We start from the raw sequence: 15,669 nt of genomic DNA on the forward strand, positions 1-15,669 counted from the left end.
GTCAGCCCTTGCTGGCGACCGGTTTGGCGTTGCCCTTGTGCGCGGCCAGCGTGCCGCCCATCTTCACGCAACTGCCCTTGGGGACATTCTTCCAGGCATTGCCCTGATAATCGACGGTCGAGGTGCCGGCGCAGCTCGTGCCCGGGCCGGCAGCGCAGTCGTTCTTGCCCTTCAGCGCGACGCCATAGCATTTTTCCTTGGCGCCATCGGCGGCGAAGGCGGGCCCCGAAAGCGTGGCGCCAGCCGCCATGGCGAGGATAGCCGAGGCGGCGAGCGAGAGTTTGAGGCTGTTCGACATGCTGGATACTCCGTTTGAACCCTTGATGCGGGGGATGGCATCATGCTGCTCTTCGCAAGACCCCCGCGCCCGGTTACGCCCGCGCCGGAATTTCGCGCCATCTTGTCGCCACCTTCGTGGGGCAAAGGCGCCCTTCCCCCTGGACCAGAGAGACTGACGATGAGCGTCGCATTCCGTCGCGAAAGCGACGACGAGCATATGGAACCCGCGTTCGAATGGCCGATCCCGGTCGGCCCGAACCTGGTCACGCCGCGCGGCTTGCGGCTGCTCGGCGAGGAAGCGGCGCGGCTCGCGGATGCGATCGCGGGCGCGACCGCAGAGGAAGCGCGCAAGAAATTGCTGCGTCGGCAACGCTATGTCCACACCCGCCAGTCGACCGCCGAGGTGCAGCCCGCGCCCGCCGACGATGTCGTCGGCATCGGCAGCAGGGTGATTTTCGCGCTGAACGGCAACGAACGCACGCTGACCATCGTCGGCCATGACGAGGCCGACCCGGCGCAGGGCACCATCGCCTTTTCGGCGCCCATCGCGCGCGCGCTGATGGGCGCAGAAGTTGGCGAGACGCTCGAGTATCAGGGCCGCGAGGACGCATTGACGATCATCGCCGCCGCGACCGATCCGGAGACATGGGCATGAAAGACAAGTTCGAACGCCACAAACAGCCGTGGACCGCAGCCGAGATCGACAAGCTGCACACGCTGGCAAAGAAGGGCATGGCCTTGAAGGCCATCGCCAAAGCGCTGACCCGCAGCGAGGAATCGGTGAAGACCCGCGCCAAGGCCGACGGCCTGCCGATCGCCAAGCTGCACTGATCCGCCATGTCCGCCGCCAACTATGATGCCGTCGTGCTGGGCGCCGGCGCGGCCGGGCTGATGTGCGCCGCGGTCGCGGGGCAGCGCGGCAAGCGCGTGCTGCTGCTCGACCATGCCGATGCGGTCGGCAAGAAAATCCTCATTTCGGGCGGCGGCCGGTGCAACTTCACCAACATCCATACCAGCGCCGACCGCTATATCTCGGCGAACCCGCATTTCGCCAAATCGGCGCTCGCGCGCTACACCCCTGCCGATTTCATCGCGCTGGTCGATGCCTATGGCATTGCTTATCATGAAAAAACCCTCGGCCAGCTGTTCTGCGACGGCTCGGCGAAACAGATCGTCGCGATGCTGCTGGCGGAGTGCGCCAAGGGCGGCGTCGACGTCCGCTGCGGCGAACCTGTAAGACGGGTCGAGCATAGCGACGGCATTTTCCGCGGCACTTTCGGCAACTTCCATTTCTCCGCGCCCGCCCTCGTCATCGCCACCGGCGGCCCCTCGATCCCCAAGATGGGCGCCACCGGCTTCGCCTACGACCTCGCGCGCCAGTTCGGCCTGAAAGTCGTCGAACCCCGCCCCGCGCTCGTCCCGCTGACGCTCGGCGGCGACGATGTGCTGTTCCGCACCCTCTCGGGCATCGCCGCCCCGGTCGAGGCGCGTGCGGGCAAGGCGGCGTTCCGCGAGGCGGCGCTGTTCACCCACAAGGGCCTCTCCGGCCCCGCGATCCTGCAGGTCAGCAGCTATTGGCGGCACGGCGAGCCGGTGACGATCGACTTCCTGCCGGGCGCCCCACAAGGCTGGCTCACCGACGCCAAACGCAGCCGCCCGCGCGCCACCTTACGCGCAGCGCTCGGCGCCCACCTTCCTGACCGTCTCGCCGAAACCCTTGCCGACCGGCTGGCGCTGCCCGGCGAACTCGGCGCCTTGACCGATCGCAAACTGGCCGACGCCGAGACGCGTCTGGCAAGCTGGGCATTCCGCCCCAACGGCACCGAAGGTTTCGCCAAAGCGGAGGTCACGATCGGCGGAATCGCAACCGCCGGGCTGTCGTCGCAAACAATGATGGCCAAAAGCACCCAAAACCTCTATGCGATCGGCGAAGCCGTTGACGTCACCGGGTGGCTGGGCGGCTATAATTTTCAATGGGCCTGGGCCAGCGGACACGCTGCCGGACAGGCGCTCTAGGAAAAAACCAAGAATATTCCTCGGGATGCTGGCTGGGCGATGGCCCGGCCGCTTTGCATCAATTGCCTGATGGCGGCGAGGATACCCAGGAAAACGGCATATCGCCGCACAGGATAAGAAGAACAATAATGCCTTTCGAAACGATGTCTCCCGTCCTTGCGGACGCTCTGACCGCGCGCGGTTACGAAAATCTCACCCCCGTCCAGACCCACGTCGTCGAACCCGAAGCGGTTGGCCGCGACCTGCTGGTCTCGGCGCAGACCGGCTCCGGCAAGACCGTCGCCTTCGGCCTCGCGATGGCCGACCAGTTGATCGAGGACGGTCGCCTGCCCTTCGCGACCTCGCCGCTTGCGCTGATCATCGCCCCGACCCGCGAACTCGCGATGCAGGTCAGCCGTGAACTCAGCTGGCTCTATGCCAAGGCCGGCGCGCGCATCGCGACCTGCGTCGGCGGCATGGACGCCAGCAAGGAACGCCGCACGCTGAACCAGGGTGTGCAGATCGTCGTCGGGACCCCCGGCCGCCTGCGCGACCATCTCGAACGCGGCGCGCTCGACCTCACCGCGCTGCGCGTCGCGGTGCTCGATGAGGCCGACGAAATGCTCGATATGGGCTTTCGCGAAGACCTGGAAGAAATCCTCGACGCGACCCCCGAGACGCGCCGCACCCTGATGTTCTCGGCGACCATCCCCAAGCCGATCGCGAACATGGCGAAGCGCTATCAGCGCGACGCACTGCGTATCTCGACCGTGGGCGAGGATCGCGGTCACGGCGACATCAGCTATCAGGCGGTGACCGTTGCCCCCGCCGATATCGAGGGCGCGGTGATCAACCTGCTGCGCCTCCACGACGCCGAAACCGCGATGCTGTTCTGCGCCACGCGCGACAATGTCCGCCGCCTCCACGCCAGCCTGACCGATCGCGGTTTCGCCGTCGTCGCGCTGTCGGGCGAGCATAGCCAGAACGAACGCAACGCCGCGCTGCAGGCGCTGCGCGATCGCCGCGCCAAGGTCTGCGTCGCGACCGACGTCGCCGCACGCGGGATCGACTTGCCCAGCCTGTCGCTGGTGATCCACGTCGAAATCCCGCGCGACGCCGAAACCCTCCAGCACCGCTCCGGCCGCACCGGCCGCGCGGGCAAAAAGGGCACCGCAGTCATCATCGTTCCCTATCCGCGTCGTCGCCGCGTCGACGGCATGCTGCGCGGCGCGCGGATCAACGCCGAGTGGATGGAAGCGCCGACCGCCGCCGATGTCCGCCTGAAGGATCAGGAACGGCTGATCGAGAAATTGCTCGCCCCGGTCGAGCATGAGCCCGAGGATATCGAACTCGCGCAGCGCCTGATGGCCGAACGCTCGCCCGAGGACATCGCCGCGTCGCTCGTCCGCGCTCACCGCGCGCTGATGCCAGCGCCCGAGGATCTGATCGACAACAGCGCGCGCGGCCGCGACAGCGCCGGCCGCCCCGAACGCGGCGAGCGGTTCGAGCGTCCCGATCGCGGCGAAGGCGGCGGCGACCGCCGCGAAGGGTTCGAGGATAGCGTCTGGTTCCGCCTCAACATCGGCCGCCACCAGAACGCCGACCCGCGCTGGATCCTGCCGTTGCTATGCCGCCGCGGTCATGTGACCAAGGGCGAGATCGGCGCGATCCGTATCGGGCCGAAGGAAACGATGTTCAACATCCCCCGCGCGATCGCCGACCGCTTCGCAGAAGCGGTGGTGCGCAGCGCCAACGAGGATGGCGAGGACGACAGCGGCGTCGCGATCACCCCCGCGCCCGACGGCCCGACCTACCCGCCGCGCCGCGACAAGGGATCGGGCGACCGGGCACCGCGCGCGACGCTTGGTCGTGCCCCCGGCGGCGATCGATCGGGTCCCCGCGGACCGCGTGGTCCGGGCGGCCCCGGCGGCAACACCGAACGCTACAAGCCCAAGCCCTTCGGCCAGCGCAGCCCGCGCCGCCCGTCGAAGTAAGCGGCAGGCTATGATCTAAAACATCGTCATTGCGAGCGTAGCGAAGCAATCAGGGGCGGCCCTGTACCGCTCTGGATTGCCGCGTCGCCTTCGGCTCCTCGCAATGACGATGGTGATGAACGACTGCCCTTGCGCTCCCGCGCCCCGCCCACCAGATGGACGGGACAGCAGGAGAGCGGCGCATGCAAGCAACCCAAGCCTTTATCGAACGCCAAGGCGGCCCCGAAGTCATCGACTGGCGTGAGGTGACGCTCGGCGAACCCGGGCCGGGCCAGGTGCTGCTGCGCCAGACCGCGGTCGGGCTCAACTATCTCGACACCTATCACCGCGACGGCACCTATCCGATCGCGCTACCCAGCGGTCTCGGCGTCGAATCGGCCGGTGAAATCATCGCCGTCGGCGAAGGCGTGCTCGGCCTCCAGCCCGGCGACCGCGTCGCGACCTTCGGCCCCGATCGCAACGCCTATTCCAGCGCCCGTCTCCTCCCCGCTGCGTCGTTGTTCAAGCTGCCGCCGGGCATCGACGACGAAACCGCCGCAGCGGGCCTGCTCAAGGCCTGCACCGTCGAGATGCTGATCGAACGCTGCGCCAAGGTCGAGGCGGGCTGGCCGGTGCTCGTCCATGCCGCTGCGGGCGGGGTCGGGCTGATCCTCGTCCAATGGCTGAAGGCGGTCGGCGCGACGGTGATCGGCACCGTCAGCACCGAGGCCAAGGCGCAGGCGGCGCGCGAAGCGGGCGTCGACCATGTCCTGCTGTACAAATCCGACGATGTCGCGGCGCATGTTCGCGAACTGACCGACGGCCAGGGCGTGCCGGTGACCTTCGACGGCATCGGCATGGCGACGTGGGAGGTATCGCTCAAGGCCACCGCGCGGCGCGGACTGATCGTCAGCTATGGCAATGCCGGCGGCCCGGTGACCGGCGTCAACCTCGGCATCCTCGCGCAGCATGGCTCGCAATTCGTGACCCGACCGACCCTGTTCGACTATTACCTCCACCCCGGCGAACGCGCCGCGGGTGCCGCGCGGGTGTTCGACATGATCGAAAGCGGCGCGGTGAAGATCACCGTGGGCCAGCGCTACGGGTTGCAGGACGCGGCGCGCGCGCATGCGGACTTGCAGGCCGGGCGGACGACGGGGTCGACGGTGCTGATTCCGTGACGTCGCCCCCGCGAAGGCGGGGGCCGCTGGCGGCCTTGCCCAGCGCGGCTGCGTAAATGGCTAGCGGCCCCCGCCTTCGCAGGGGCGACGGTTACCCCTTCAACCGCTCCGCATGCCAGGCGACATGCTCGGCCAGAAAGGTCGAGATGAAATAATAGCTGTGGTCATACCCAGGCTGCATCCGGATCTCGGCCTTTTGCCCGTTGCGCTCGCAGGCATCGACCAGCAATTCGGTCTTGAGCTGTTCGACGAGAAAATTGTCGGCATCGCCCTGATCCACCAGCAGGTCGGGGACGCGCAGCCCCTGATCGAGCAGCGCACAGGCGTCATAGGCGTGCCAGTCCTCGCGCGCGTCGCCGAGATAGTTCGACAGCGCCTTTTCGCCCCACGGGCATTGCAGCGGCGCGACGATGGGCGAGAAGGCCGAGACCGAGCGGAACCGGTCCTGATTGCGCAGCCCGATGGTCAGCGCGCCATGCCCGCCCATCGAATGGCCGGTGATCGCCTGCCGCGTCAGGTCGGCGGCCGGAAAATTGCGCAGCACCAGCGAAGGCAGTTCGTCCTCGATGTACGAGCGCATCCGATAATGTTGCGCCCAGGGCTCCTCGGTCGCATCGACATAGAAGCCCGCACCGAGCCCGAAGTCCCACGCTCCCTCGGGATCGTCGGGCACGGCGTTTCCGTTCGAATCGGGCCCGCGCGGGCTCGTATCGGGGGCGATGAAGATCACGCCATGTTCGGTGCAGGCGGCGCGATATTCGCCCTTTTCCATCACATTGGCGTGGGTGCAGGTCAGCCCCGACAGATACCAGAGCACCGGCAGCTTCGCGCCCTCGGCATGATCGGGAATGAAGACCGCCAAGGTCATGTCGGTGCCCGTCGTGGTGCTGGCATGTTTGTACACACCCTGCGTGCCGCCATGGCTGCGGACAGAGGAGAGGGTTTCGATGGTCATATCTTTGTCCTGCTTGTCTTTTCGCGAGCCTAGTTCATGCTGGCCCGAAATCAAAAGGGGGAGAGCGCCGAGTGTTCGATAATAGCATTCACGGAACGTGTCAGGACCGCTTTGCTGCCGTCCGCCTCGGCATGGCCGCCAGCCTTGCGGCGGGAAGCGACGTCGGCCTGTCCTTTTGCGCGACGATCGAGGGCGAAACGGTGGTCGATCTGTGGGGCGGCCACGCCGACGCGGCGAAGACGCGGCCGTGGCAAGCCGACACGATCGTCAACGTCTATTCGACCACCAAGACGATGACCGCGCTGACCGCTCTGCTGCTTGCCGATCGCGGCGACCTCGATTTCGCGGCGCCGGTCGCGCGCTACTGGCCCGAATTCGCCGCCAACGGCAAGGACGGCGTCACCGTCGCGCATCTGATGAGCCACAGTGCCGGCCTGTCGGGCTGGGAAGCCCCCATCACGACCGAGGATTTCTACGACTGGGACAAGGTTACCTCGCTGCTCGCGGCGCAGGCACCCTGGTGGCAGCCCGGCAGCGCGCCCGGCTATCATGCGATCACCCAAGGCTATCTGGTCGGCGAAGTCGTTCGCCGCATCACCGGCAAGTCGCTCGGAACCGTCTTCCGCGAGGAGATCGCCGAGCCGCTTGGCGCCGACTTCCACATCGGCCTGCCCGCGTCGGAGGATCACCGCGTCGCCGACCTGATCCCGCCGCCCGAAATGACGATCGATTTCACCGGCGACGTCCATCGCAAGACTCTCGTTAATCCCGGCATCGACGTGTCGGCAACCCACACCCGCGCCTGGCGCGGCGCCGAAATTCCGGCGGCGGGCGGCACAGGCAACGCGCGCAGCGTCGCCGAAATCCACGCGCTGCTTGCCAACGGCGGCTTCGCCAAGGGCAAGCGTCTGCTGTCCGAAGCGGGGTGCCGCAAGGCGCTGGAACTCCAGATCGCGGGCACCGACATGATCCTCGGCGTCCCGATCCGCTATGGCATGGGTTTCGGTCTGCCGAGCGAACTGGTGCCGCTGCCCAATCCGAACACGATCTTCTGGGGCGGTTATGGCGGCTCGCTGATCATCATCGACATGGATGCCCGCGCGACCTTCAGTTAAGTGATGAACAGGATGGAGGTGGGACTGACCGGCGACCCGCGCTCCTTCGCGCTGATCGGTGCGATGTGGATGGCGATGGCGGCGGGCTGAGCTCCGCGGACCACCGGCCGAACCGTTGCGGGACGGCTCGGCTCGCCCCGCGTTCGAGTGCGTTCGTCCTGCGAACGGACATTTTGCGGCGAAGCGAGCAACTTTCGAATGATGCCAAGGCTTTGCCCTATGCCACAGTCTGCGGGAAACGGCGGGCATGGCCATCGTGGGCCGGTCGTTCGGCCCCTTCCATCATTCCACGATAGGGGAATTTATGCGTAAGATTTCGATTGTGACCGCTGCGGCGGCAAGCCTGTTCATCGCGCCGCTGGCGAGTGCCCAGGAACCCGATGCGCCCGCACCGAAGGAAGAACCGGCACCGGCACCGGCACCGGCCCCCGCACCCAGCGAAGAGCCGACCGCCGACCCCGCCCCGGCCCCGACCGACGAACCCGCGCCGAGCGACGAACCGGCCCCCAGCGAAGAGCCGGTGCCCGAACCCCAGGCTTAACAACGCCGCCGGGACTTCCCGGATGAAGAAGCCGTCGAAGCCCAAGCGCTTCGGCGGCTTTTCACTGTCCGTCTTGCATGGGAATCCCGGCAACCAATGGCTGGTGCCCCCAATGGCGCAGCAAATCCAGGATCGCGGCGCCCGACAGCCCCAGCGTCCCGGTGTTGCGCAGCGGATGAATATTGACCGTTTCCGCCGCCGCCAGCCCAGCGTCGATCACGACCGTGATGCTTCCCGGCGGTGCGTTGATCGCCGCGAGCGGGGTGACCGACCCCGGCTTGATTCCGAGCAGCCGTTCCATATCCTCGGCTTTGCCGAAGCTGACGCGCTTGCTGCCGATCGCGGCGGGTAGCGCCTTCAGATCGACGCGCGCCTCGCCCGGCACGGTGACGAGCCAATATGCCCCGCCATTGTCCTTCAGGAATAGATTCTTGGTATGCGCCCCCGGTATCGCGGCGTTGACCTCGTCGCTCTCGGCGACGGTGAACACCGCAACATGCTCGAACGAGACGAAGGGAATGGCAAGCGCATCCAGATCCGCCAGCAATCCCGCTTCGCCCCGCATTACTCCTTCTCAGACGACGCGATGCAGCGCGCAGAGCTTGTTGCCCGACGGATCGCGCAGATAAGCGAGATAGAGCTGGCCGAACCCGCCTTCGCGAACGCCCGGCGGGTCTTCGATCGAGGTGCCGCCGTTGGCGACGCCGGCATCGTGCCACGCCTTTGCGTGTTCGGGGCCTTCCATCGCGAAACCGATGGTGCAGCCGTTGCCGACCGTCGCCGCTTCGCCGTCGATCGGCGCCCCGACGAGGAACAGCCCGCCATTGTGCATATAGATCAGGCGGCCCTTGTCGTCCTGGATCGCCGGCTTGCCGCCGATCGCCTGAAAGGTCGCGTCATAGAATTTCCGGGCGGCCTCGAGGTCGTTCGACCCGACCATGTTGTGACTGTACATGTCTCTCTCCTCTTCGTTGATTTTGTTGGGCGCTACGGCGTGCTGCAGCCGCCGGCGCGCACCGGGTCCCAGACGCGGATACCGCCGCTCCAGCCGAGATCGGCGCTCTCGCGGTTCGCCATCGAGTGGGTGACCCCGATGATCTTGAAATACCATTCGCCGGGTTTCAGATAATGCGCCTTGTTCGCGCCCCATTCGATCAGCTGGCCGGGGCGCGTCTCGTCCATCCGCATGTCGAGCATGAAGCACACCGGTTTTTTGCTCAGGTTGCGCGCGTGATAGAGCAGGCCCGGCAGTTGCGCCGGCGTCACGCACTCGGGGCAGATCAGCGTGGCGATATTGTCCTGCTGCACCGCGACGCGCCCGTCCTTCGATTCGAAGCGCGCGGCGCTGTGCTTGGTCGTCACATAGCTGGTGTCTGGTGCCGGGCCGGCGTCGAGCTTTTCGGCGGCGAACGCCGGCCCGGCGAGCAACAGCGCGAGGGCGGTGCCCAGCAATCTCTCGGTCATCGCGTGAAGTCCCGTTATGCGTTGCGAATCCAGACGGACATGCTGCCCGCTTTGTCAGCGAAATACCACCGTCTTGCGGCCGTCGATCAGCACCCGCTGCTCGGCGACCCAGCGTACCGCGCGTGCCAGCACCTGCGCCTCGACGTCGCGGCCGATGCGGATCAGGTCGTCGATCCCGTCGCGATGGTCGACGCGCTCGACCGCCTGTTCGATGATCGGCCCCTCGTCGAGGTCGCCGGTGACAAAATGCGCGGTCGCGCCGATCAGCTTGACCCCGCGCTCGTGCGCGCGGTGATAGGGTTTGGCGCCCTTGAAGCCCGGCAGAAAGCTGTGGTGGATGTTGATGCAGCGCCCCGCGAGCTTTGCCGACAGGTCGCCCGACAGGACCTGCATATAGCGCGCGAGCACCAGATATTCGGCGCCCGCATCGGCCATCACCTGCAGGATCGCGGCCTCCTGGCTTGCGCGGTTCGCATCGCTCACCGGCAGATGGTGGAACGGCACCCCGTGCCATTCGGTCAGCCGCCGCTGATGCTCGTGGTTCGACACCACCGCCGCGATATCGATCGCGAGATTGCCGGTCGACCAGCGGTGGAGCAGATCGTTGAGGCAATGGCTGCCCTGCGACACCGCGATGACGAAGCGCGGCTTGACCGCGCTGTCGCTGATCCGCGCGTCCATCGCGAAGCGCTCGACCACCGGAGCGAACGCCGCCTGCACCTCGGCAAGCCCATCGGGAAAGCGCGGCCCGGCGCCGCGAAAGGCGACGCGCATGAAAAAGCGTCCGGTGTCGAGGTCGGCATATTGCTGGCTGTCGAGGATGAAGCCGTCGCGCTCCGCGAGCAGCCCCGTCACCGCCGCGACGATGCCGACCGCATCGCCGCAGCTGAAGGTCAGGACATAGGGTCCGGTCATACCCGGATCAGAACACCACGACGCTGCGGATGCTCTCACCCGCGTGCATCAGGTCGAACCCCTTGTTGATCTCTTCCAGCCCCATGACATGGGTGATCATCGGGTCGATCTCGATCTTGCCGTTCATATACATGTCAACGATCTTTGGCACGTCGGTGCGGCCCTTGGCGCCGCCGAACGCGGTGCCGCGCCAGTTGCGCCCGGTGACGAGCTGGAACGGGCGCGTCGCGATCTCCTTGCCCGCCTCGGCGACGCCGATGATGATCGAGGTGCCCCAGCCGCGGTGACAGGCTTCGAGCGCGGTGCGCATCACTTCGGTGTTGCCGGTGGCGTCGAAGGTATAGTCGGCGCCGCCGTCGGTCAGTTGGACGATCGCGGCGACCGTGTCTTCGCGGCTCATGCCCTTCGTGTTGAGGAAGTCGGTCATGCCGAACTTGCGGCCCCATTCCTCGCGGTCGGGGTTGATGTCGACGCCGATGATCTTGTCGGCGCCGGCGAGGCGCGCGCCCTGGATCACGTTCAGCCCGATGCCGCCGAGGCCGAAGACGACGACATTGTCGCCGACCTGGACCTTGGCGGTATTGATGACCGCGCCGACCCCGGTGGTCACGCCGCAGCCGATGTAGCAGCTCGACTGGAACGGCGCGTCCTCGCGGATTTTCGCGACCGCGATCTCGGGCAGCACGGTGAAGTTCGAGAAGGTCGAACAGCCCATATAGTGGAAGATCGGCTGGCCCTTGTAGCTGAACCGCGTCGTGCCGTCGGGCATCAGCCCCTTGCCCTGCGTCGCACGGATCGCGGTGCAGAGGTTGGTCTTGCCCGACAGGCAGCTTTTGCACTGGCGGCATTCGGGGGTGTAGAGCGGGATGACATGGTCGCCGGGAACGACGCTGGTGACGCCCGCGCCGACCTCGCGCACGACGCCCGCGCCCTCATGCCCCAGCACGCTCGGGAAGATGCCTTCGCTGTCGAAGCCGTCGAGCGTATAGGCGTCGGTGTGGCAGATGCCCGTCGCCATGATCTCGACCAGCACCTCGCCCGCCTTCGGGCCTTCGAGGTCGAGTTCGACGATTTCGAGCGGCTTCTTCGCTTCGAACGCAACGGCGGCGCGGGTCTTCATGGGCGGGTCTCCTTCTCGGCGGCTCCAATCAGGCAAATGGGGCGGCAATGCAAGACGCGAGGAAGCTTCGGCGACGGAGATTACCCGAAATGAGCGCGCGAAACTCGCATAACCGTCACCCCGGGCTTGACCTGGGGTCCCGCTGGCGACGGTGAAAAGCGGGACCCCAGGTCAAGCCCGGGGTGACGATGAAAGGAAGGCCGCGCTCGTCTCGCTCCTCGACCCGCTGCGCCCGCAGGAGGACTCGATCTGGGCCGTCTATCCGCAGCGCCGCCATTTGTTACCGAAGGTGCGGCTGCTGACCGACAAGCTACGCGAAGAATTGCCGGAGGCGTTGCCGCGGAGTGAGTTGGTATGAGACAAAGAGGCAAATGGGAGGCTAGAGGAAAAGCATCGTTTAAACCACGAACGCAGCAGTTTGCGGGGGACCTATGGTGAACTGGTTCAAAAACATGCTTGCCGGCAAATCGGCCAATGCTGAGGATACTCCGCTTGGTAATCCAGAGCCTAGACCCGACCCTTATCGCATTGAAACCGTCGATGACCTCTGGAACCATATCGCATATGTGCGCGGTTACGCTCCAAACCACTTCAAGGAAGAGGATTTCTTGCTTCCGGAAGAACAGATGACGTTAGACCGTGCTTTCAAGCTGCTCGATGACGGAATCGATGTCGCGTACCCAGAGGCTGCTTTCTCAAAGAAGCGCGTGGAATTGCGTGATGCGCTGTCACGCGCGCTCCAAGCCTACCGTGCTGATGATGAAATCGCCGGAGCAACCATACTTCAAGACGATTTTGAAGATCGGATTTTCAAAACATAATTGGGTGCCTGATCGCCCTCAACACTCCACCACGCTGACCGCCAGCCCGCCCTTCGACGTTTCTTTGTACTTATCGCGCATGTCGCGCCCCGTCTGCAGCATCGTCGCGATCACCGTGTCCAAACTCACCACATGCGTGCCGTCGCCAATCATCGCGATGCGGCTGGCGTCGATCGCCTTGATCGACCCCATCGCGTTGCGTTCGATGCACGGGATCTGCACCAGACCGCCGATCGGATCACAAGTGAGGCCGAGATTATGCTCCATGCCGATCTCGGCGGCATTTTCGACCTGCGCGTTCGTCCCGCCGAGCGCCGCGGTCAGCCCCGCCGCCGCCATCGAGCAGGCGACCCCGACCTCGCCCTGGCAGCCGACCTCGGCGCCCGAGATGCTGGCGTTGCGCTTATAGAGCGCGCCGACCGCGCCCGCGGCGAGCAGGAAGGTCCGCACCCCCGCATCATCGCCGCGATAACCGCGTCGATAGAAGCGGATCACCGCGGGAATGATCCCCGCCGCGCCGTTGGTCGGCGCGGTGACGACCTTGCCGCCCGCGGCATTTTCCTCATTCACCGCCATCGCCCACAGGTTGATCCAGTCCATCATCGCGAGCGGATCGGTCAGATTCTGTTCGTGGCGGTTGCGGATGTCGGCGGCGATCTGCGGCGCGCGGCGCTTGACCTTGAGCCCGCCGGGCAGGATTCCGTTGCTGCAGCAGCCCGCGTCGATCGAGGCGTCCATCGCGCCGGCGATCGCGTCGAGCCCGGCGTTCACCTCGTCGAGGCTGCGGTGCACCAGCTCATTCTCGAGCATCATTTCGGCGAAGCTCTTGCCCGCCGCGGCGCCCATGCTCAGCAAATCGGCGCCCGAGGTGAAAGCGAAGGGCAGGCTCACCTCGTCCTCGGCGCCGCGGCTATTGCGCCCCGCTTCGTCCTCGTCGACGACGAAACCGCCGCCGATCGAGAAATACATGCGCTTCGCCAAAATCTCTCCGCCCGCGTCGCGCGCGGTGAAGCTCAGCGCATTGCTGTGGAACGGCTGGCGCTGGCGCATCTGGAAATGCAGGTCGCGCGCCGGCTGGAACCGCACGCGCTGGCGGCCGAGCAGATAGAGGAAACCCTCGCCCTCGGCGCGGTCCCAATGCGCCTTGATCGCGGCGAGGCTGGTCGAGGCCGGGATTTCGCCCGCCAATCCCGCGACGATCGCGGTGTCGGCGGCGTGACCCTTTCCGGTCAGCGCGAGCGAGCCGTAGAGGTCGGCCTCGACATGCGCGGTCTTCGTCAGCAAATCCTGCTCGTCGAGCCACACGGTAAAGCGCCGCGCCGCGACCATCGGGCCGACGGTATGCGAACTCGACGGGCCGACGCCGATCTTGAACAATTCGAACAGGCTGATGGTCATGGTTTTGCCGGGGCAATCGCTTCGAGGGGGAATTTCGCGACGATCTCGCGCGAGGCCTGCAGCGTATAATGGCCGTAGTCGAAATGGAAAGGCGAACCGTCCGACGCGAACAGCGGGCAGACGGTTTTCGGACATTCCAGATCCTGCAAGGACACGTAGGTCGCACCCGCCGCCCCGACGCGCCGCGCCATCTCGCGATCGAGCGCCATCCGTTCGGGGTCGCGGCCGCTGCGGACCAGCGCGAAATCGTCGCGGGCGATCGCGCGCGCGAGCAGGCGCGGCATCGGCTCGTCATATTCGACCGTCGGACCGATGACGGTGACCGGCACGCCCTTGGCGCGAACATGCGCGATGGCGCGAAGCAGGCCGTCCATCTCATCGGCGCGCCAGCGGCCCGAGAGGATCACCCGGTCGAGCCGGCCCGTACCCGGAAGCGTGCCGAAGCCGATCTCCATCACTTCGGTGCAGCGCTTGTCGCCCGCCGTCGGCCAGACCGGGCGGCACCCCGAAGCGGTCACCTGCATCACATTCATATCCGCGAGGCGCTCGCCCAGCGCGCGCGCCAGATGCCCGGCGTGACTGTCGCCGAGGATCATGATGTTCGGCCGGTCGGGACGCAGCGTCGCACACCGCGCAACGTCGAAATGCGGCGTGTCGCTGTTCGCCATGCAGATGCCGTTGCGGAACTGCAAAATTCCTTCGGGCGCATAGTCATAGTCGAGATAGGTCAGCACGCGCGCGATGCGCGGATCGGCGATCCGCTCCTTCGCCGCCTGCACCGCGAGCAGTGCCGCGGCGCCCGCGACGAGCAGCATCGCGGCGAGCGCGGCCCACAACACGCGCGGCGTCGCCCACGCCCTGCCGCGCCGAAGGAAGGGCTGTTCGATCAGGCGATAGCTGAGGATGGCGAGCGCAAAGGAAATCGCGATCGTCGCGGCCATTTCGCCCGCGTCGAGCGTCAGCCCGCGCTCGAAGCGCCAGAAGGCCATCACCGGCCAGTGCCACAGGTAAAGCGAATAGCTGATATCGCCGACGAAGCGCATCGGCGCGAGCGACAGCAGCTTCGCGGTGCCGCCGGTCTCGCCATAGGCGATGAGCAGCGCAGTGCCGATGCACGGCAGCAACGCCCAGGGCACCGGGAACGCCATCTCTTCCTCGATCACGAACAGCGCCGCGACGACCATCGCAAGGCCCGTCCAGGTCGCGACGGCGCGCAGCCGCGGGCCAAGCGTGGGGAAGCCGCCGGTGGCGACCAGCCCGCCGAGCGCCAGTTCCCAGGCGCGCGACGGCAGGAGATAGAAACTCGCCTGCGCCTTGTTGATGTGGATCAGCCCATAGCCGATCGCCAGCGACACCGCCGCGATCACCCATAGTGCCGCGACAATATGACGCGGCAGCCAGCGGCGCAGCGCGATCAGCAGCAGCGGGTAGAAGATATAGAATTGCTCCTCGACCCCCAGCGACCAGGTGTGGAGCAAGGGGGTGAGTTCGGCGTCCCCGAAATAATTGACGGTGCGCCAGAACCAGATGTTCGACCCCGACAGCGCGGTCGCCGAGGCGCTCCACGACAGGTCGCGCATGTCCTGCGGGAACAGGCGCCACCAGCCGACCGCGAGCACGACCGCCAGCATGACGAGCAGCGCGGGCAGGATGCGCAGCGCACGGCGGCGATAGAAACCGGTCAGGGTGAAGCGATCGGCGTCCATCTCCTTCAGGATGATGCGGCTGATCAGATAGCCCGAGATGACGAAAAAGATGTCGACGCCGACGAACCCGCCGGGGATCGCGGTGAGCCCGGCGTGGACGAGCAGGATCGGCAGGACGGCCAGGGCGCGCAGTCCGGCGATGTCGTTGCGATACTGCATGATCCCCCAAATAGGCTGGCCGGCGCGCGCGCCGCGCGGCGGCCCGG

Annotated in this window: 18 protein-coding genes; 9 read left to right on the forward strand and 9 right to left on the reverse strand. The window is 66.3% G+C overall.

Annotated elements, in window-relative coordinates; translation table 11 throughout:
- Nucleotide 1: 1 nt before the first annotated feature.
- Nucleotides 2–298 carry a BufA1 family periplasmic bufferin-type metallophore gene (locus AC3WS4_RS16770; protein WP_492736737.1) on the reverse strand — a complete coding sequence of 99 codons (297 nt, stop codon included), beginning with the start codon at nucleotides 296–298 and terminating at the stop codon, nucleotides 2–4.
- Between the two features lie 159 nt (nucleotides 299–457).
- Between AC3WS4_RS16770 and AC3WS4_RS16775 the strand changes: the two genes are divergently transcribed.
- From AC3WS4_RS16775 to AC3WS4_RS16795, 5 genes are all read left to right on the forward strand, one after another.
- Nucleotides 458–934: a GreA/GreB family elongation factor gene (locus AC3WS4_RS16775; protein ID WP_492736739.1), complete on the forward strand. Its 477-nt coding sequence runs from the start codon at nucleotides 458–460 to the stop codon at nucleotides 932–934.
- A complete protein-coding gene (locus tag AC3WS4_RS16780; RefSeq protein WP_492736740.1) occupies nucleotides 931–1,110 on the forward strand; it encodes a hypothetical protein in 180 nt (59 codons plus the stop codon). The genes AC3WS4_RS16775 and AC3WS4_RS16780 overlap by 4 nt, the downstream gene beginning before the upstream one ends.
- 6 nt (nucleotides 1,111–1,116) lie before the next feature.
- Nucleotides 1,117–2,295: a BaiN/RdsA family NAD(P)/FAD-dependent oxidoreductase gene (locus AC3WS4_RS16785; RefSeq protein WP_492736742.1), complete on the forward strand. Its 1,179-nt coding sequence runs from the start codon at nucleotides 1,117–1,119 to the stop codon at nucleotides 2,293–2,295.
- A 128-nt stretch (nucleotides 2,296–2,423) separates the two neighbouring features.
- Nucleotides 2,424–4,268, forward strand: coding sequence for a DEAD/DEAH box helicase (locus tag AC3WS4_RS16790; RefSeq protein WP_492736743.1), 1,845 nt, complete (start codon nucleotides 2,424–2,426; stop codon nucleotides 4,266–4,268).
- A gap of 182 nt (nucleotides 4,269–4,450) precedes the next feature.
- Nucleotides 4,451–5,428 (forward strand): quinone oxidoreductase family protein, encoded by a 978-nt coding sequence (locus tag AC3WS4_RS16795; RefSeq protein WP_492736745.1) that lies wholly within the window; start codon nucleotides 4,451–4,453, stop codon nucleotides 5,426–5,428.
- A gap of 91 nt (nucleotides 5,429–5,519) precedes the next feature.
- Here the strand turns inward: AC3WS4_RS16795 and fghA are convergent, their stop codons facing one another.
- Nucleotides 5,520–6,383, reverse strand: coding sequence for an S-formylglutathione hydrolase (gene fghA / locus AC3WS4_RS16800; RefSeq protein WP_492736747.1), 864 nt, complete (start codon nucleotides 6,381–6,383; stop codon nucleotides 5,520–5,522).
- Between the two features lie 131 nt (nucleotides 6,384–6,514).
- Between fghA and AC3WS4_RS16805 the strand changes: the two genes are divergently transcribed.
- Nucleotides 6,515–7,498 carry a serine hydrolase domain-containing protein gene (locus AC3WS4_RS16805; RefSeq protein WP_492742899.1) on the forward strand — a complete coding sequence of 328 codons (984 nt, stop codon included), beginning with the start codon at nucleotides 6,515–6,517 and terminating at the stop codon, nucleotides 7,496–7,498.
- A 304-nt stretch (nucleotides 7,499–7,802) separates the two neighbouring features.
- A complete protein-coding gene (locus tag AC3WS4_RS16810) occupies nucleotides 7,803–8,039 on the forward strand; it encodes a hypothetical protein (protein ID WP_492736749.1) in 237 nt (78 codons plus the stop codon).
- Nucleotides 8,040–8,100: 61 nt separating this feature from the next.
- Here the strand turns inward: AC3WS4_RS16810 and AC3WS4_RS16815 are convergent, their stop codons facing one another.
- Genes AC3WS4_RS16815 through AC3WS4_RS16835 form a run of 5 tightly spaced genes read right to left on the reverse strand, consistent with a single transcriptional unit; the run spans nucleotide 8,101 to nucleotide 11,538 of the window.
- The gene (locus tag AC3WS4_RS16815) at nucleotides 8,101–8,604 is read right to left on the reverse strand and encodes a prolyl-tRNA synthetase associated domain-containing protein (RefSeq protein WP_492736751.1); all 504 of its coding nucleotides are present in this window, start codon (nucleotides 8,602–8,604) and stop codon (nucleotides 8,101–8,103) included.
- A 9-nt stretch (nucleotides 8,605–8,613) separates the two neighbouring features.
- A complete protein-coding gene (locus AC3WS4_RS16820) occupies nucleotides 8,614–8,994 on the reverse strand; it encodes a VOC family protein (protein WP_492736753.1) in 381 nt (126 codons plus the stop codon).
- 32 nt (nucleotides 8,995–9,026) lie between these two features.
- Complete coding sequence (locus AC3WS4_RS16825; protein WP_056346273.1) at nucleotides 9,027–9,503, reverse strand: hypothetical protein; 477 nt, start codon at nucleotides 9,501–9,503, stop codon at nucleotides 9,027–9,029.
- Nucleotides 9,504–9,557: 54 nt separating this feature from the next.
- Entirely contained in the window at nucleotides 9,558–10,418 is an 861-nt protein-coding gene (purU, locus tag AC3WS4_RS16830; RefSeq protein ID WP_492736755.1) for a formyltetrahydrofolate deformylase, read from the reverse strand.
- A 7-nt stretch (nucleotides 10,419–10,425) separates the two neighbouring features.
- On the reverse strand, nucleotides 10,426–11,538 hold the full coding sequence (locus AC3WS4_RS16835) for an S-(hydroxymethyl)glutathione dehydrogenase/class III alcohol dehydrogenase (RefSeq protein ID WP_492736757.1): 1,113 nt from the start codon (nucleotides 11,536–11,538) through the stop codon (nucleotides 10,426–10,428).
- Nucleotides 11,539–11,689: 151 nt separating this feature from the next.
- On the opposite strand from AC3WS4_RS16835, the gene AC3WS4_RS16840 reads away from it, so the two are divergent.
- Entirely contained in the window at nucleotides 11,690–11,896 is a 207-nt protein-coding gene (locus AC3WS4_RS16840; RefSeq protein ID WP_492736758.1) for a hypothetical protein, read from the forward strand.
- 73 nt (nucleotides 11,897–11,969) lie between these two features.
- Complete coding sequence (locus tag AC3WS4_RS16845; RefSeq protein WP_492736760.1) at nucleotides 11,970–12,359, forward strand: hypothetical protein; 390 nt, start codon at nucleotides 11,970–11,972, stop codon at nucleotides 12,357–12,359.
- An 18-nt stretch (nucleotides 12,360–12,377) separates the two neighbouring features.
- Here the strand turns inward: AC3WS4_RS16845 and AC3WS4_RS16850 are convergent, their stop codons facing one another.
- Nucleotides 12,378–13,757: an L-serine ammonia-lyase gene (locus AC3WS4_RS16850; protein ID WP_492736762.1), complete on the reverse strand. Its 1,380-nt coding sequence runs from the start codon at nucleotides 13,755–13,757 to the stop codon at nucleotides 12,378–12,380.
- On the reverse strand, nucleotides 13,754–15,622 hold the full coding sequence (locus tag AC3WS4_RS16855; RefSeq protein WP_492736764.1) for an acyltransferase family protein: 1,869 nt from the start codon (nucleotides 15,620–15,622) through the stop codon (nucleotides 13,754–13,756). The genes AC3WS4_RS16850 and AC3WS4_RS16855 overlap by 4 nt, the downstream gene beginning before the upstream one ends.
- Between the last annotated feature and the right edge of the window lie 47 nt (nucleotides 15,623–15,669).

Source organism: Sphingopyxis sp. EU05-FHT14B03, from assembly GCF_058790875.1.